Here is a 16,174-nt window from a genome sequence, read left to right as displayed (position 1 = left end):
GCGCAGATCCAAACCCTGAGGAGATGACGATGAGCACGACCCGCACCAGCCCGTCCCGCGGACCCGGTTCGCCGGACGTGACCGGGTTCTACGAGAAGGACACCGGCAGCATCCAGTACGTCGTCGCCGACCCGGCGACGAAGAAGGCCGCCATCATCGACGCCGTCTGGGACTTCGATCCCAAGCACGCCCGCACGAGCACGAAATCGGCCGACGAGATCGTCGCCTTCGTGAAGGAGCGCGGCCTGACCGTCGAGTGGATCCTCGACACCCATCCGCATGCCGACCACGTCATGGCTGCCGCCTATCTCAAGGACAAGCTCGGCGCGCCGCAGGCGATCGGCGACAAGGTGCTGGAGATCGCCGAACTCTGGTCCGGCTTCTACAACCTGCACGGCGTGTTCGATCCGCGCCGCGACTTCGACCGGCTGTTCGCCGACGGCGACACCTTCCGCATCGGCGAACTCGAGGCGCGCGTGATGCTCTCGCCCGGCCACACGCTCGGCTCGATCACCTACGTGATCGGCGACGCCGCCTTCGTCCACGACACGCTGATGGTGCCGGATTCCGGCACCTCGCGGGCGGATTTCCCGGGCGGCGACGCTGCCGTGCTCTATCGCTCGATCCAGCAGCTCCTCGCGCTGCCCGACGACACGAGGCTCTTCGTCGGCCACGATTACTGCCAGGGCGGCCGCGAGCCGATGTGGGAGGCGACGGTCGCCGAGCACAAGCGCGACAACAAGCACCTGAAGGGCGGCGTCTCCGAGGCCGAGTTCGTGAAGGTGCGCGAGGAACGCGACCGCACCCTGCCGCTGCCCGACCGAATGCTGCACGCGCTCCAGATCAATTTGCGCGGCGGCCGCCTGCCGGCCCCGGAATCCGACGGCAACGCCTACCTGAAGATCCCGGCGAACCGCTTCTGATCGCCCGGCCCGCCTGAAGACGGAGCGCCCGCGGCCCCGGCTGCGGGCGTTTCATTTCGACGGCGTTGTGGTTGACTGCGCCGAGGCGGTCGAACCAAGGGGGCTGCGGCATGCTTCAGGCCTTCGTGCTCATCGTGGCGTTCCAGTTCGCAGGCGAGGCGTTCGCCCGCTTCGCGGGCATTCCTGTGCCGGGCCCCGTGCTGGGGCTCGCGATGTTCGCCCTTCTCGCCGGGCTCTGGCCGCCCCTCTACGAGGCCGTCGCGGACACTGCGGATCTGCTCCTCCGCCACCTGTCGCTGCTTTTCGTCCCGGCCGGCGTCGGCGTGCTGCAGCATCTCGGCCTGCTCGGCCGGGAGGCGCTCCCGATCCTTGCCGTGCTGCTCTTCTCCACCATCCTGACGCTTGCCGTCACCGCGCTCACCTTCCTCGCGCTCGCGCGCTGGTTCGGCGACGGCACGGACTGAAGCGATGGTCGGCGATCCGGTCTCCTTCTGGGTCTACCTCGCGAGCTCACCGCTCTTCTGGCTGACGCTGACGCTCGCCGCCTATCTGGCCGCCGACCGGCTGGCCGCCCTGACGGGCCGGCACCCCGCCGCCAATCCCGTGCTCATCACGATTGCGATCGTCGGCGCCGTCCTGATCGGCACCGGGACCGACTACCCGACCTATTTCGCCGGCGCGCAGTTCATCCACGTCCTGCTCGGCCCGGCGACCGTCGCGCTGGCGATCCCGATCGTCCGCTACCGGGCCGAGATCAGGCGGAACGTCGTCCCGCTCTTCGGCGCGCTGCTCGTCGGCTCCGTCACCGGCGTGGCGAGCGCGGTGCTGATCGCCGCGGCGCTCGGCGGGAGCCCGGCGCTCATCGCCTCCATCGCGCCCAAATCGGTGACGGCGCCGATCGCGATGGGCGTCGCGCGCGAGGTCGGCGGCGTGCCGGAGCTCACCGCCGTCCTCGTCATCGCCACCGGCATCACCGGCGCGGTGCTGGTCACGCCGCTGATGAACCTGCTCCGCATCCGGGACTGGCGCGCCCGCGGCCTCGCGGTCGGCCTCGCGGCACACGGCATAGGCACCGCCCGCGCGCTCCAGGTGAACCCGGTCGCCGGCACCTTCGCCGCGCTCGCCATGGCCCTCAACGGGCTGGCGACGGCGCTCATCGCGCCGTTCATCGTGCGGCTGCTCGGCTAGGGCTTCAGTTGGACAGGAGAAGCGGCAGCGGCGGCTTCGCCAGGAGGTCGCGCGTGACGCCGCCGAGGATCATCTCCCGCATGCGCGAATGGCCGTAGCAGCCCATGACCATGAGGTCCGCGCCGAACGCGGCCGCCTGGTCGAGGAGCGTCGCCGTGATTCCGCTCGGCCCCGGCTCGACCGCCGCCGCCTCTGCCGGAACGCCATGGCGCGCGAGCGCCGCCGTCAGCGCGTCCGCCGCCGTCGATTTCGGCCCGTGCGAGGTATCGGCCTCGCGCACCGCGACGACCCGGACGGCTTCGGCCCGCTCGAGCAGCGGCAGCGCGTCGAAGGCCGCGCGCGCGGCCTCGCGCCCACCGTCCCACGCCACCACGACGCGGCGGGCGAGCGCCGGCCCCGACCATCCGGCCGGCAGGGCGAGCACGGGCCGGCCCGCCTCGAACACCACCTCGTCGATGTCGTGGTGGCCAACCGCCTCCTCGTCTCCGATCTGGGGCACGATCACCAGATCGACGGTGCGCGCCATGCGACCGGCATGGATCGACACCCGGTAATCGGCAACATCCTTGCAATGCCACTCGAACTCCAGGCCGCCGGCCTCGCATTCCCTGCGAAGCTCCGCTTCCGCGCGGCGCGCCGTTCGGTCGTTGGCCTGGAGCTGGGCCTCGATGAAGGTCGGCATCGAGACTTCGGCCGGGAGCGCATAGGAGACCACGCTCGGAGTCACCATGATGCCGACGACCCTGCCACCCGCCCCGCCGAGCGCCGCCCGGCATGCGGCCAGTGCCGGCGCGACAGCCGCGGCTCCCGGCATGATGAGCCCGACCGTTCGAATCCCCACCATTGCGCGTTCTCCCCCGCTGATTCCGAGTCCGCGCGCAGACGTTAGCCGCGCATCGGCACCTGGCAAGCGTAAGCCCGGCTTCCGGCGCGGCTTTGCGCTGGATCAAGTACGCCGAATGCCGCCGCGGCTAGTTGCCTTAACGGCGTCGGGGCCTATCCTCGCCGCCGCCGAGACTTTGGGAGGATTGAGATGAACGCAGCCGACGTGATGACCACGGACGTGATTACCGTGCCGCCCGACATGACCGTCCGGGAGGCCGCAGACGTCCTGCTCCGCCACCGCATCAGCGCAGTCCCGGTCGTCGATTCGACGGGCAAGCTCCTGGGCATCCTGAGCGAGGGCGATCTCGTGCGGCGCCACGAGCTCGGCACCGAGCGGCATCGCTCCTGGTGGCTCTCCGTCTTCACCGACACCGCGTCGAGCGGGTACGACTACGTCAAGGCGCACGGCCAGCGCGTCGCCGACGTGATGACCCGCGACGTCGTCACCGCTGAGCCGACCACCTCGCTTGCCGAGATCGCGAGCCGCCTGGAGCGCTACGGCGTGAAGCGCCTGCCGATCGTCCGCGACGGCCGCGTCGTCGGCATCGTGAGCCGCTCCAACCTCGTCCGCGCGCTCGCCAGCGCGCCGGTGAGCGTGCCGGCCGCGGCGGCGACCGACCAGGAGATCCGCGAGAGCGTCATGGCACATATCCGGGCCCAGCCCTGGGGCATGCCCTGGCTCGCCAATGTCGGCGTCCATGACGGCGTGGTCGAGATCTGGGGCATGGTGAATTCCGCCGAGGAGAAGCGGGCAATCCGCGTCGCGGCCGAATCGACCCCCGGCGTCCGCCAGGTGACCGAGAACCTGATGGTCCGCCCCTACTCGCCCGAGTAGGGCTCGGCGCGCGGCCGGGCCGGCCGCGTTTCAGGCCGCACCCGGGACCGACGGATCGCGCCGGAGCGTCCGGCGCACGGCGTCGCGCCAGGCCTCGACCTTCCGCGCGCGCACGGGTTCGGCCATCGCCGGCCGGAAGCGCCGCTCGCACCGCCACCGGGCCGCGAACTCGTCCTGGTCGGGCCAGAGGCCGGCCGAGCGGCCGGCGAGCCAGGCCGCGCCGAGCGCCGTCGTCTCCAGGATCTCCGGGCGGTCGACGGGCGCGTCGAGGATGTCGGCTAGGCGCTGCATTGTCCATTCGCTCGCCACCATGCCGCCGTCGACGCGCAGCACCGTCTCCGCGCCGCGGCCCTGCCAGTCCCTGTGCATCGCCTCGATGAGGTCGCGCGTCTGGAAGCACACGGCGTCGAGCGCGGCCCGCGCGACCTCCGCCGGCCCGGTCGCCCGCGTCAGCCCGAACAGGGCGCCGCGGGCGTCTGCGTCCCAATGCGGCGCGCCGAGCCCCGTGAAGGCCGGCACCAGGACGACCTCCTGCTCGGGATCGGCGAGGGCCGCGAGCTGCCCGGACTCCTCCGCGCTCGCGATCAGCTTCAGGCCGTCGCGGAGCCACTGCACCGCCGCGCCTGCGATGAAGATCGAGCCTTCCAGCGCATAGGTGGCGCGGCCGTCGAGGCGGTAGGCGATCGTCGTCAGGAGCCTGTTGGCGGAGCGCACCGGCTCCGCGCCGGTATTCAGCACCGCGAAGCAGCCGGTGCCGTAGGTCGACTTCACCATGCCCGGCCGGAAGCAGGCCTGGCCCATCGTCGCGGCCTGCTGGTCGCCGGCGATCCCCCGGACGGCGATCGCCCCGCCGAAGAGCCCCGCCTCGCAGGCGCCGAAATCGGCGGCGCAATCGCGCACCTCCGGCAGCATGCGCCTCGGTATGCCGAAGAGCGCGAGCAGCCCCTCGTCCCAGTCCTGGGCATGGATGTCGTAGAGGAGCGTGCGCGAGGCGTTCGTCACGTCTGTGGCGTGGACGCGGCCGCCCGTGAGCCGCCAAAGGAGCCAGCTGTCCACGGTGCCGAAGGCGAGGTGCCCGGCCTCGGCCGCCGCCCGTGCGCCGGGCACGTTCGCCAGAATCCAGGCGATCTTGGTCGCCGAGAAATAGGGATCGAGGATCAGCCCGGTTTTCGCGGTGACGGCCGCCTCGGCCCCCTCGGCCTTCAACCGGGCGCAGAGATCCGCCGTCCGGCGGTCCTGCCAGACGATGGCAGGGTGGATGGCGCGCCCGGTCCGGCGGTCCCAGACGATCGCCGTCTCGCGCTGGTTGGCGATGCCGATGCCGGCGATCTGGGCGGCCGACGCGCCGGCCTTCGCGATCGCGGCGCGCGCGGTCTCCAGCGTGGTGCGCCAGAGGTCCTCGGGATCGTGCTCGACCCGGCCGGGCGCCGGGAAATGCTGCGGGAACTCCTGCTGGTCGACCGCGACGATGCGCGCGGCCTCGTCGAACAGGATCGCGCGCGACGAGGTCGTGCCCTGATCGAGCGCCAGAACGAAGGCCGTCATCGCCCGGCCCGCCTGCGGTCCCGCTTCATGCCGCAGGTGCCGCGGCCGCACCGGCCGCCTGCCGCATGAAGGCCTCGAGCCGCTCGCGATCCGTCGCCGCGATCCGAAGGCCGAGCTTGGTGCGCCGCCAGAGGACGTCGTCGGCCGTGCGCGCCCATTCGTGGTCGATCAGGTAACGGACCTCCCGCTCGCTCAGGTCGGCGCCAAAGCGCGTTCCCCAATCGCCCTCGCTCGACACGCCTCCGACGATCCCGCGCGCACGCGTGCCGTAGGCCCGGACCAGCCGGCGCGCCGTCTCCGGGCCGCAGAACGGGCACGCGGAGCGCAGCGCCTCCACCTCGGCCTCGAAGCCGTCGGCGGGGAAGTCGCCGCCCGGCAGTGCCGCATCCGCGGTCCAGGGTGCGCCGGCATGGCCGAGGCGCGGCGCGAGCTTCGCCAGCGCCGCCTCCGCCAGCCGCCGGTAGGTGGTGATCTTGCCGCCATAGACGTTGAGGAGCGGCGCGAGCCCATCCCCCGCATCGAGCTTCAGCACGTAGTCGCGGGTCGCCGCCTGCGCCTCGCTCGCCCCGTCGTCGTAGAGCGGGCGCACGCCCGAATAGCTCCAGACGACGTCTGCGGGCCGCACCGGCAGCCGGAAATAGGCGCTTGCGGCCTCGCACAGGTATTCCGTCTCGGCCGCTCCGATCGAAGGTGAGGCCGGGTCGCCGCGGAAATCGAGGTCGGTGGTCCCGACGAGGGTGAAGTCGCGTTCGAAGGGAATCGCGAAGACGATCCGCTTGTCGGCATTCTGGAAGATGTAGGCGCGGTCGTGGTCGAACAGCCGCGGCACGACGATGTGGCTGCCCTTGACGAGCCGCACGGGGGCATCGAGGGGCAGGCCAAGCCGGTCTGCGGTCACCTCCGCCACCCACGGCCCGGCCGCGTTCACGAGCGCCCTCGCTGCGATCCGGCGCTGCGCGCCGGTGAGGCGGTCCTGCACGGTGAGCGACCACAGCCCGTTTTTGCGCTCGGCGGTCATCAGCTCGGTCCGGGTCTCGATCACCGCGCCGCGCTCCGCCGCGTCGACGGCATTGAGCACGACGAGCCGGGCGTCCTCGACCCAGCAATCCGAGTATTCGAAGGCCCGCCGGAACGCCGGCTTCAGCGGCGCGCCCGCCGGATCCTTGGCGAGATCGAGCCGGCGCGCGGGCGGCAGCAACTTGCGGCCGCCGATATGGTCGTAGAGGAAAAGCCCGAGCCGGATCAGCCAGGCCGGGCGCAGCCCCTCGTGGTGCGGGAGCACGAAGCGGAGCGGCCAGATGATGTGCGGGGCGGCGCGCAGCAGCACCTCGCGCTCCGCCAGCGCCTCGCGGACGAGCCGGAACTCGTAATGTTCGAGATAGCGCAGGCCGCCGTGGATGAGCTTGGTCGAGGCCGAGGACGTGGCGCTCGCGAGGTCGTCCTTCTCGCAGAGATAGACCGACAATCCTCGCCCGGCTGCGTCCCGGGCTATGCCGCAGCCGTTGATGCCGCCGCCCACCATGGCGATGTCGAAGGAATTCTGGCGCACCCGTTCCGAACCTCGAGCCGCGCGGCGATCAAGGCCTGCCGCTGCCCGAGCATTAGCAACTTCGAGCCGTGCGATGCACCTGATTCTGCGCGCCCGACGACCCGGCCGCCTGCAGCGGTCAGAAGATCAGCGACAGCAGCCCGATCACGACCAGGAGGCCGATCAGGAAGATGATTCCGACGGTGCCACCGATGAACTTCAGCATCAGCATTCTCTCAATTGGGGACGCTTTCGGGGAATGGCGCGCCGGCCGCAAGGTTCCCGTCGCGCCACGACGTGGAGGGTCGTGCGTCGTCGAGCGGGTTTCCCGGGCGCCCGCCGCTGGACGTTGGCCACAAGTCGCGCTCGCACTCTCCCGTTCGTGATCGCGTCCGCCTTTATCCCGCCCAGAAGCCCGGCGACTCAGCCCGCCGTGAACCGAATCTGTTCGACGATTCTCGCCCTGCTTCTTGCGTTCGTGACCACGACGGTCCCGGCCAGCCGATTTCCGTCGGGCGCGGCGCCGTCGCCGGCACCGGTCGTGCTCGCGCAGTCGAACGGCGCGCCGTCGACGCCCGCCCCGGCGAAGCGATGCCAAAGCGGGTCGGCGCTCCTCGCCTGCCTCTTCGACCAGGTTCACGACGCCGCCGACATCGGTCCGCGCCTGCTCGGCGGCGCTCGCTTCCATGCCGTTTCCCACGGCCTTCCGGCCGCCTGGACCGTGCCCGTGCCGCACGGCCCGCCGAGGGCCGTCTCCGCCTGAAGACTTTCGAACGGCCTTCCCGCCTCGGCGGCGGAGGCCCCCGGACCCTCAGCGGAGATGTCATCATGTTCAACAGACGTAGTTTTCTCGCCGCTTCGGCGGCATGGACCCTTGCCGGCTGCTCGGTGCAGACCGCCTCGCCGCCGCCGCCCGCCCGTGTCGAGCCGGTCATGCTTGTCCCGAAATCGCCCGAGATCTTCCCGATCGAGGCGGTCGACCTGACCAGGATCGACCGCAAGTTCTGGCGGCAGATTGTGCCGGATCCGACCGGCGAGCCCGCGGGCACCATCGTGGTCGATCCCGACGCCTGCTTCCTCTGGCTGGTGATGGAAGGCGGCGAGGCCATGCGCTACGGCGTCGGCGTCGGCCGCGACGGCTTCGGCTGGGACGGCACCGCGACCATCGCCCGAAAGGCGGAATGGCCGACCTGGACGCCGCCGCGCGAGATGATCGCGCGCGAGCCGGAACTGATCGAATGGGCGAAGGGCATGCCGGGTGGGCCGGAGAACCCGCTCGGCGCCCGCGCGCTCTACCTCTACCAGAACGGCCACGACACGCTCTACCGCATCCACGGCACCAACGAGGCCTGGTCGATCGGTCGATCGGTATCGTCCGGGTGCATAAGGCTCCTCAATGCCGAGGTCATCGACCTCTACGACCGCGTGCCGAGGGGTAGCCGGGTGGTCGTCCGTCCGTCACGCGGCGGGGCCGTGGCCTGAGAGCAAGCGACCGGAAAGCCCGGGGAGACCCGTCTCCCCGGGACACGCCGCCCGCATGCGACCGCGCAGCGCAGAACGGCATGAGACGGGAGGCCCGGACCTGGCCCTGGAGCGATGCAGCGCGCCAGACGGCGCGGCGCCGACAGGGAGCCGATTACAAGGGGGTGGCCTCGGGAGGGCCGCTGAAGAGATGGTCGGAGTGGCAGGATTTGAACCTGCGACCCCCTCGTCCCGAACGAGGTGCGCTACCAGACTGCGCTACACTCCGCCGACCGGAGCGGTGATATAACGACAGTTCCGGAGGCCCGCAACCCATTCGGGCCTCGCGCGGATGCCGTCTCGCGCCGTCTCCGGGACCGCAGGAGAACCGGCGGCTCCAAATCGGTTGCCCCTGCAGCACGCGAGTGCGACTGTGCCGTACCGGCATCGGTGGAGTGCAGCATGGAAGCGGGCAAGACTCCCCGGAGATTGTTCCGGCTGGTTCTTGTGAAGCCGTCTCACTATGACGACGACGGCTACGTCATCCAATGGTTCCGTTCGCCGATACCCGCCAATTCGCTTGCATGCCTCTACGGCATCGCGAGCGCGGTGGCGCGGACTGACGCCCTCGGCGACAACATAGACCTGAAGATCGACGCCATCGACGAGACGAACCGCAGGGTGAGGCCGGAGAGGATCGCACGGTCGATCGCGGCCGCCGATTGCGGCCTCGTGATGCTCGTCGGCGTCCAGTCGAACCAGTTCCCGCGCGCGCTCGACATCGCCGCCGCCCTGCGGAGCAAAGGCGTCACCGTCGGGATCGGCGGCTTCCACGTCTCCGGCACGCTGGCCATGCTGCCCGAGATCGAGCCGAACGTTCAGAAGGCCCTCGATCTCGGCGCCTTCGTGTTCGCCGGCGAGGCGGAGGAAGGCCGGCTGGAGGAGGTGCTGCGGGACGCCATCGCCGGCAATCTGAAGCCGGTCTACAATCACATGGCCGACCTGCCCGGCATCGAACGCGTGCCGACCCCGCATCTGCCGGCGGAGGTCGTCCGCCGCACCTTCGGCGAGAACTCGTCCTTCGACGCCGGCCGCGGATGCCCGTTCCAGTGCTCGTTCTGCACGATCATCAACGTCCAGGGCCGCAAGTCGCGCCGCCGTTCGCCCGACGACATCGAGCGGATCGTGCGCGACAACGCGGCGCAGGGCATCCTCCACTTCTTCATCACGGACGACAATTTCGCGCGCAACAAGGACTGGGAGCCGATCTTCGACCGCCTCATCAAGCTGCGCGAGGAGGACGGCATCAACATCCGCCTGATCATCCAGGTCGACACGCTCTGCCACCGCCTGCCGAACTTCATCGAGAAGGCGGCGCGCGCCGGCGTGAAGCGGGTGTTCATCGGTCTGGAGAACGTCAGTCCGGACAACCTCGAGGCTGCCAAGAAGAAGCAGAACAAGATCACCGAGTATCGCAAGATGCTGCTCGCCTGGAAGACTGCCCGGGTGATCACCTATTGCGGCTACATCCTCGGCTTTCCGAACGACACGCCGGAGCGCATCGAGCGCGACATCCGCGTCATCCAGGAGGAACTGCCGGTCGACCTGCTCGAATTCTTCTTCCTGACGCCGCTGCCCGGTTCCGAGGACCACAAGAAGCTGTGGCTCGCCGGCGCGTGGATGGACCCCGACCTGAACAAGTACGACCTCAACCACGCCGTCATGCGCCATCCGCTGATGTCGCAGGACGAATGGGAAGGTGCCTACCGGCGGGCGTGGGAGATCTACTATTCCGACGAGCATGTCGAGCGCGTGCTGCGGCGGGCGGCGGCCACGGGCAACAGCGTCGGGCAGGCGCTCTTCGTGCTCAACTGGTTCATCGGGTCGATCCGGATCGAGGGCATCCACCCGCTCGAATGCGGCCTGGTGCGGCTGAAGCACCGCCGCGACCGCAGGCCGGGCCTCCCGGTCGAGCCGGCCTTCACGTTCTACCCGCGCTTCTGGGCGGAGACGGTATCGAAGCAGGTCCGCTGGCTGTGGCTCTGGGGCCGGATGCGCCGCGTCTATCACGCCATCAAGCGCGACCCGAACCGCCGCGCCTGGCGGGACACGGCCCTGACGCCGGTCGCGGACGACGACACGGAGACGCTCGGCATCTTCCAGAGCGGCGAGGCGAAGGCCTATGTAGAGCGGGAACGGAAGCTCGCCCGGATCCGCACCGGAGCCGCCTGAGGGCGTGCCTGTCCCGCCGCGGCCTCGGGCTCACGTGCAGAGGCCCGATGATCAAGCTCTACACCTGCACCGCCGACACGCTCGCCAGTTGCGAGGTTTCGCCCGGCGCCATCCGGGCGGCCGCCTGGATCGACCTCGTGCAGCCGACGGCCGAAGAAGCCGCGCTCGTGGAGGAGGTGCTCGCGCTGAAGGTGCCGACGGCGGAGCAAATGGCCGAGATCGAGGTTTCCTCCCGCCTCTACCACGTCAACGACACCCTCTACATGACCGCGACGGTTCTGGCGGCCGCGGACACGCCCAACCCGGTGGGGGCGCCCGTCACATTCGTGCTGGCCCCCTCGCGGCTCATCACCGTCCGCCATTTCGACCCGCTGCCGTTCCAGTCCTTCGTGACGACCGCCGGTCGTCCCGGCTCGGGCCAGATCGGCGCCGAAACCGCCTTCACCGGCCTCCTCGATGCGATCATCAACCGCCTTGCCGACGTGCTGGAGATGTTGGGGGCGGAACTCGACACGCTGTCCGGCAGCATCTTCGAGCACAGTCACATCAAGGCGCAGGACCGCCGGGACTTCGAGGCGATCCTCGGCCAGATCGGACGGAAGGGCGACCTCACCTCCAAGATCAGGGAATCGCTGGTGAGCCTGGGCCGGCTCATCACCTTCGCGAGCGCCGCGACCGGCCCGGAGGTGACGAAGGCGATGCGCGCGCAGCTGAAGACGATGGCGCGCGACGTCGCCTCGCTCGCCGATCACGCCGCCTTCATCGCGCACAAGATCGGTTTCCTGCTCGACGCCACGCTCGGCCTGCTCAACATCGAGCAGAACGCGACCATCAAGATCTTCTCGGTAGTGGCGGTGATCTTCCTGCCGCCGACCCTGATCGCCTCCATCTACGGCATGAACTTCGAGTATATGCCGGAACTGCATTGGCTCGCCGGCTATCCCCTCGCCGTGATCATGATGATCCTCTCCTCCCTCCTGCCCTACTGGTACTTCAAGCGGCGCGGATGGCTGTGAGCGCCGCCGCGCGACCGACACTACCGGTTGTACCTGAACAAGACATTTATCATTAGTTGCATATCGTGGTACCTTCCTCCCGCGGCTCGCAGAAGCCGAGGGAGGACAATCATGAGACATGGCTTCGTTTCGACGCGGGGCATGAACGCCCCGCATTCGCGCTACTACAATTCCGGGCGTTTCGGCCGGCTGTTCCCGACCCTTCCCCCGCAGGGCGACATCCAGGACCGCTCCATGGTCGAGGCGCTCCTCAAGGTCGGTGAGCGAGGCGGCATCATGGACGCTGGCACCGGGAACAATCCGGACAATCCGGACATGCCGGCCGGAATGACCTTTCTCGGCCAGTTCCTCGACCACGACATCACGTTCGACCCGACCTCCAGCCTCGAGCGGCAGCAGGATCCGGAGGCGATCACCAACTTCCGCACGCCCGCCTTCGAGCTCGACAGCGTCTACGGCTCGGGGCCGGGCGCCTCCCCCCACCTCTATGATCGCGAGGTGGACGACGGCCGGACGAGAATGCTGGTGGAGGCGATCCCCGGCTCCGACGGAGCGAGCGCGGACGGCACCGTGCGCTTCGACCTGCCGCGCAACAGCCAGGACCGGGCGCTCATCGGCGATCCGCGCAACGACGAGAACCTGATCATTGCGCAGCTCCACCTGGCGTTCCTGAAGTTCCACAACGCCATCGTCGACGAGCTCCGCACCGCAGGCGCTTCGGACCCGGACACACTCTTCGCCGAGGCGCAGAGGCTCGTGCGCTGGCACTACCAATGGATCATCGTGCACGAGTTCCTGCCGGCAACCGTGGGGCAGGCGATGCTCAAATCCGTGCTGAACGAGCCGTGCCAGATCTACGACTGGAACAACCTGCCCTTCATCCCGGTGGAGTTCTCCGTCGCCGCCTACCGTTTCGGCCACAGCCAGGTCCGGCCGCGCTACCTTGCCAATTTCGGCCCGCCGGGAGGGCCGCCGTTCGGAGCGCCCATCTTCGATTTCGGGCTCGATGCGAAGCACAAGGATCCGGAGGACTTGCGCGGCGGCAAGCGCGCGGCGCGGCGCTTCATCGACTGGCAGGGCTTCTTCGACTTCGACGGACAGAGTGCAACGCGCAACAAGAAGATCGACACGACCCTCTCCACGGCCCTGTTCAAGCTCCTCGGCATCCCCGAGGGGCAGCAGCAATCACTCGCGCAGCGGAACCTCCTCCGGGGTCTCGCCTTCGGGCTCCCGTCGGGCCAGTCGGTCGCGCGCCATCTCGGGGTCGAACCCCTGGCCGCCGCGGACCTCGTGGACATCGGCGCCATCGACCCCCGGCTCGCCGTCGAGACCCCGCTCTGGTTCTACATCCTGCGCGAGGCCCAGATGCAGGGCGACGGCCGGCATCTCGGCGCGGTCGGCGGGCGGATCGTCGCCGAGGTCTTCGTCGGGCTCCTGAAGGGCGACCGCAGTACCTACCTCCGCCAGCACCCGAAATGGCAGCCGGATGGCGGCTCCTTCGCCATGGCCGATCTCCTCAGGAAGGCCGGCGTCGTCGGGGCGAGGCCCGCGGCCGCGGCCGGCGCCGGTCCTGCCGCTCCGGCCGTGCCGATCGCTGCCGCACCGCAGGGCACCTGAGCCGCGGCAGCCGCCATGCGCCGGCGCGCCGGCGCATGGCGGTGCGGCGCGACAAAGAAATGTCGACGCAACATTGCGGAAACGCCGAAACAGGGACGAAACCCGAAAGGGACGCGAGTCGCGCGGGCGCGCCATTGATTTCCCGACGCGATCCGTCCTTTCCTAGCCGCAGGAGAGCGGGCGAGGTGCCCGCTCTCGCTTGGGTCCCGATTGGGAGGAGTCCCCCACATGACGTTCAACCGAACGCTGAAAGCAGCAATGATCGGCGCGAGCCTCGCCGCGCTCTCGGCCGGCGCCGCCTCCGCGAAGACGCTGGTCTATTGCTCCGAGGGCAGCCCTGAAGGCTTCGACCCGGCGCTCTACACCGCCGGCACGACCTTCGACGCCTCGTCCCGGCCCGTCTACAACCGTCTCGTCGAGTTCGAGCCCGGCACGACCTCGATCGGTCCCGGCCTCGCCGAGAGCTGGGAGATCTCCGACGACGGCCTGGAATACACGTTCAAGCTCCGGCCCGGCGTGAAATTCCAGACCACCGACTTCTTCACGCCGACGCGCGACCTCAATGCCGACGACGTGATCTTCTCCTTCGAGCGCCAGCAGAAGGCCGACAATCCCTGGCACCAGTACGTCGCCGGCGCGGCCTGGGAATATTTCAACGGCATGGGCATGCCGGACCTCATCAAGAGCATCGAGAAGGTCGACGACCTGACGGTGAAGTTCACGCTCGCCAAGCCCGAAGCGCCGTTCCTCACCAATCTCGGCATGGATTTCGCTTCGATCATGTCGAAGGAGTACGCCGACAAGCTCGCAGCCGACGGCCAGATGGACATGCTCAACCAGCGTCCGCTCGGCACCGGGCCCTACGCCTTCGTGGCCTACCAGCCCGACGCGGTCATCCGCTACCGCGCCAACGCGGACTTCTGGGGCGGCAAGCAGAAGATCGACGACCTCGTCTTCGCCATCACCACCGACGCCGCCGTGCGCGCCCAGAAGCTGCAGGCCGGGGAATGCCACGTCATGCCCTACCCGAACGCCGCCGACGTCGAGGGCATGAAGGCTAACGCCGACCTGCAGGTGATGGAGCAGGAGGGCCTCAACGTCGCCTATCTCGCCTACAACACGACCCAGGCGCCGTTCGACAAGGCCGAGGTCCGCAAGGCGCTCAACATGGCGATCAACAAGGAGGCGATCATCGACGCGGTGTTCCAGGGGGCGGCGACGCCCGCGAAAAACCCGATCCCGCCGACCATGTGGTCCTACAACGACGCGATCGAGGACGACGCATACGACCCGGAAGCCGCGAAGAAGATGCTCGAGGAGGCCGGCGTCCAGAACCTCTCCATGAAGGTGTGGGCGATGCCCGTCGCGCGCCCCTACATGCTGAACGCGCGCCGCGCCGCCGAGATCATCCAGTCCGACTTCGCCGAGATCGGCGTGAACGTCGAGATCGTATCCTTCGAATGGGCGGAGTACCTGCAGCGCTCGAGGGAGAAGGACCGCGACGGCGCCGTCCTGCTCGGCTGGACGGGCGACAACGGCGACCCGGACAACTTCCTGCACACCCTGCTCGGCTGCGAGGCCGTCGGCGGCAACAACCGCGCGCAATGGTGCAACGAGGAGTTCAACGACCTCGTGACCAGGGCCAAGGAGACCGCCGATCAGGAGGAGCGCACGAAGCTCTACGAGGAGGCGCAGGTCGTCTTCAAGCGCGAGGCCCCCTGGGCCACGATCGACCATTCGCTGGTCGTCATGCCGATGCGCAAGAACGTGTCCGGCTACGTGATGAGCCCGCTCGGCCATCACAGCTTCCTGGACGTCGACATCCAGGAGTAGCAGCGGCCTGAAGAGCGGCGGAACGCCCCGCCCCCGGCGGGGCGTTCCTCACCGTCAGGTGGCTTGATCCGGCCGCCGATCCGGTCGAAAGATCGCCATGCTCCGCTTCCTGCTCGGCCGCGTTCTCGTCCTGGTCCCGACGTTCATCGGGGTCTCGATCATCGCGTTCTCGTTCATCCGGCTCCTGCCGGGCGATCCGGTGATGCTGATGTCCGGAGAGCGCGTGATGTCGCCGGAGCGCTACCAGCAGATCATGCACCAGCTCGGCTACGACCGGCCCTTCGTGGTGCAGTATCTCGACTATCTGGGCGGCGTCCTGGCCGGCGACCTGGGCCAGTCCATCGTCACCCGCCGGCCCGTGCTGCAGGAGTTCTTCACCCTCTTCCCGGCCACGCTGGAACTCTCGGTCTGCGCCATCCTGATCGCCGTGCTGATCGGCATTCCGGCCGGCGTCATAGCCGGGGTGAAGCGCGGCTCCTTCTTCGACCAGGCGGTCATGGGCGTCGCCCTCGTCGGCTATTCCATGCCGATCTTCTGGTGGGGCCTGCTCCTCATCATCTTCTTCTCCGGCGTGCTGCAATGGACGCCCGTCTCGGGGCGCATCTCGCTCCTCTACTACTTTCCGCCCGTCACCGGGTTCATGCTGATCGACTCGCTGCTCTCCGGCCAGCCCGGCGCCTTCAGATCGGCGGTGAGCCATCTCGTCCTGCCCGCCATCGTCCTCGCCACCATCCCGCTCGCCGTGATCGCGCGCCAGACCCGCTCGGCCATGCTGGAGGTGCTCGGCGAGGATTACGTCCGCACCGCCCGCGCCAAGGGGCTCTCGCCCTTCCGCGTGGTCGGTCTCCACGCGCTCAGGAACGCGCTCATCCCCGTCATCACGACCATCGGCCTGCAGGTGGGGGTGCTGCTCGCCGGCGCCATCCTGACGGAGACGATCTTCTCCTGGCCCGGCATCGGAAAATGGATGGTCGATTCGGTGTTCCGGCGAGACTATCCGGTCATCCAGGGCGGCCTCCTCATCATCGCCGGCATCATCATGCTCGTGAACCTGACGGTCGATCTGCTCTACGGGCTGATCAACCCGCGCATCCGGCACGTGTGAGGCGGC

General features: G+C 69.1%; 15 protein-coding genes and 1 tRNA gene. 11 read left to right on the top strand and 5 right to left on the bottom strand.

Annotated features, from left to right (window positions below; all coding sequences use genetic code 11):
• Positions 1-29: 29 nt before the first annotated feature.
• From ACUN0C_RS02755 to ACUN0C_RS02745, 3 genes are all read left to right on the top strand, one after another.
• Positions 30-923, top strand: a complete 894-nt coding sequence (locus ACUN0C_RS02755; protein ID WP_445464779.1) for an MBL fold metallo-hydrolase — start codon at positions 30-32, stop codon at positions 921-923.
• A gap of 110 nt (positions 924-1,033) precedes the next feature.
• The gene (locus tag ACUN0C_RS02750) at positions 1,034-1,387 is read left to right on the top strand and encodes a CidA/LrgA family protein (RefSeq protein ID WP_445464778.1); all 354 of its coding nucleotides are present in this window, start codon (positions 1,034-1,036) and stop codon (positions 1,385-1,387) included.
• A gap of 4 nt (positions 1,388-1,391) precedes the next feature.
• Positions 1,392-2,111 carry an LrgB family protein gene (locus ACUN0C_RS02745; protein ID WP_445464777.1) on the top strand — a complete coding sequence of 240 codons (720 nt, stop codon included), beginning with the start codon at positions 1,392-1,394 and terminating at the stop codon, positions 2,109-2,111.
• 4 nt (positions 2,112-2,115) lie between these two features.
• On the opposite strand, the gene ACUN0C_RS02740 is transcribed toward ACUN0C_RS02745, so the two are convergent.
• Complete coding sequence (locus tag ACUN0C_RS02740) at positions 2,116-2,955, bottom strand: universal stress protein (RefSeq protein ID WP_445464776.1); 840 nt, start codon at positions 2,953-2,955, stop codon at positions 2,116-2,118.
• 189 nt (positions 2,956-3,144) lie between these two features.
• On the opposite strand from ACUN0C_RS02740, the gene ACUN0C_RS02735 reads away from it, so the two are divergent.
• Positions 3,145-3,831 (top strand): CBS domain-containing protein, encoded by a 687-nt coding sequence (locus ACUN0C_RS02735; protein WP_445464775.1) that lies wholly within the window; start codon positions 3,145-3,147, stop codon positions 3,829-3,831.
• A 30-nt stretch (positions 3,832-3,861) separates the two neighbouring features.
• Here ACUN0C_RS02735 and glpK read toward each other — a convergent pair whose 3' ends face one another.
• The 3 genes from glpK to ACUN0C_RS02720 all read right to left on the bottom strand — a co-directional run bounded on the left by glpK (position 3,862) and on the right by ACUN0C_RS02720 (position 7,136).
• The gene (gene glpK / locus ACUN0C_RS02730; protein ID WP_445464774.1) at positions 3,862-5,376 is read right to left on the bottom strand and encodes a glycerol kinase GlpK; all 1,515 of its coding nucleotides are present in this window, start codon (positions 5,374-5,376) and stop codon (positions 3,862-3,864) included.
• 25 nt (positions 5,377-5,401) lie between these two features.
• On the bottom strand, positions 5,402-6,925 hold the full coding sequence (gene glpD, locus ACUN0C_RS02725; protein WP_445464773.1) for a glycerol-3-phosphate dehydrogenase: 1,524 nt from the start codon (positions 6,923-6,925) through the stop codon (positions 5,402-5,404).
• 118 nt (positions 6,926-7,043) lie between these two features.
• Positions 7,044-7,136: a hypothetical protein gene (locus ACUN0C_RS02720; protein WP_445464772.1), complete on the bottom strand. Its 93-nt coding sequence runs from the start codon at positions 7,134-7,136 to the stop codon at positions 7,044-7,046.
• 201 nt (positions 7,137-7,337) lie between these two features.
• Between ACUN0C_RS02720 and ACUN0C_RS02715 the strand changes: the two genes are divergently transcribed.
• The gene (locus ACUN0C_RS02715) at positions 7,338-7,667 is read left to right on the top strand and encodes a hypothetical protein (protein ID WP_445464771.1); all 330 of its coding nucleotides are present in this window, start codon (positions 7,338-7,340) and stop codon (positions 7,665-7,667) included.
• Between the two features lie 65 nt (positions 7,668-7,732).
• Positions 7,733-8,386, top strand: coding sequence for a L,D-transpeptidase (locus ACUN0C_RS02710; RefSeq protein WP_445464770.1), 654 nt, complete (start codon positions 7,733-7,735; stop codon positions 8,384-8,386).
• Positions 8,387-8,577: 191 nt separating this feature from the next.
• Here ACUN0C_RS02710 and ACUN0C_RS02705 read toward each other — a convergent pair.
• Positions 8,578-8,654 (bottom strand) — tRNA-Pro (locus tag ACUN0C_RS02705).
• A gap of 173 nt (positions 8,655-8,827) precedes the next feature.
• Here ACUN0C_RS02705 and ACUN0C_RS02700 point away from each other — a divergent pair.
• From ACUN0C_RS02700 to ACUN0C_RS02680, 5 genes are all read left to right on the top strand, one after another.
• Positions 8,828-10,597: a B12-binding domain-containing radical SAM protein gene (locus tag ACUN0C_RS02700; RefSeq protein WP_445464769.1), complete on the top strand. Its 1,770-nt coding sequence runs from the start codon at positions 8,828-8,830 to the stop codon at positions 10,595-10,597.
• Positions 10,598-10,644: 47 nt separating this feature from the next.
• Entirely contained in the window at positions 10,645-11,613 is a 969-nt protein-coding gene (locus tag ACUN0C_RS02695; RefSeq protein ID WP_445464768.1) for a magnesium transporter CorA family protein, read from the top strand.
• A gap of 111 nt (positions 11,614-11,724) precedes the next feature.
• Positions 11,725-13,230: a peroxidase family protein gene (locus ACUN0C_RS02690; protein WP_445464767.1), complete on the top strand. Its 1,506-nt coding sequence runs from the start codon at positions 11,725-11,727 to the stop codon at positions 13,228-13,230.
• A 228-nt stretch (positions 13,231-13,458) separates the two neighbouring features.
• Positions 13,459-15,063 (top strand): ABC transporter substrate-binding protein, encoded by a 1,605-nt coding sequence (locus tag ACUN0C_RS02685; protein WP_445464766.1) that lies wholly within the window; start codon positions 13,459-13,461, stop codon positions 15,061-15,063.
• Between the two features lie 97 nt (positions 15,064-15,160).
• Entirely contained in the window at positions 15,161-16,168 is a 1,008-nt protein-coding gene (locus ACUN0C_RS02680) for an ABC transporter permease subunit (RefSeq protein ID WP_445464765.1), read from the top strand.
• Positions 16,169-16,174: the final 6 nt, after the last annotated feature.

It is taken from the genome of Faunimonas sp. B44, assembly GCF_052655945.1.
This window is presented reverse-complemented; position numbering and strand designations above follow the sequence as displayed.

Bases quoted from the DNA above. Each gene is read 5' to 3' on its own strand.
- ACUN0C_RS02700 (WP_445464769.1), top strand. From the start codon at position 8,828: ATGGAAGCGGGCAAGACTCCCCGGAGATTGTTCCGGCTGGTTCTTGTG.
- ACUN0C_RS02685 (WP_445464766.1), top strand. From the start codon at position 13,459: ATGACGTTCAACCGAACGCTGAAAGCAGCAATGATCGGCGCGAGCCTC.
- ACUN0C_RS02720 (WP_445464772.1), bottom strand. From the start codon at position 7,136: ATGCTGATGCTGAAGTTCATCGGTGGCACCGTCGGAATCATCTTCCTG.
- ACUN0C_RS02750 (WP_445464778.1), top strand. From the start codon at position 1,034: ATGCTTCAGGCCTTCGTGCTCATCGTGGCGTTCCAGTTCGCAGGCGAG.
- ACUN0C_RS02740 (WP_445464776.1), bottom strand. From the start codon at position 2,955: ATGGTGGGGATTCGAACGGTCGGGCTCATCATGCCGGGAGCCGCGGCT.
- ACUN0C_RS02680 (WP_445464765.1), top strand. From the start codon at position 15,161: ATGCTCCGCTTCCTGCTCGGCCGCGTTCTCGTCCTGGTCCCGACGTTC.
- ACUN0C_RS02735 (WP_445464775.1), top strand. From the start codon at position 3,145: ATGAACGCAGCCGACGTGATGACCACGGACGTGATTACCGTGCCGCCC.
- ACUN0C_RS02755 (WP_445464779.1), top strand. From the start codon at position 30: ATGAGCACGACCCGCACCAGCCCGTCCCGCGGACCCGGTTCGCCGGAC.
- glpK (WP_445464774.1), bottom strand. From the start codon at position 5,376: ATGACGGCCTTCGTTCTGGCGCTCGATCAGGGCACGACCTCGTCGCGC.
- ACUN0C_RS02710 (WP_445464770.1), top strand. From the start codon at position 7,733: ATGTTCAACAGACGTAGTTTTCTCGCCGCTTCGGCGGCATGGACCCTT.
- ACUN0C_RS02690 (WP_445464767.1), top strand. From the start codon at position 11,725: ATGAGACATGGCTTCGTTTCGACGCGGGGCATGAACGCCCCGCATTCG.
- ACUN0C_RS02745 (WP_445464777.1), top strand. From the start codon at position 1,392: ATGGTCGGCGATCCGGTCTCCTTCTGGGTCTACCTCGCGAGCTCACCG.
- ACUN0C_RS02695 (WP_445464768.1), top strand. From the start codon at position 10,645: ATGATCAAGCTCTACACCTGCACCGCCGACACGCTCGCCAGTTGCGAG.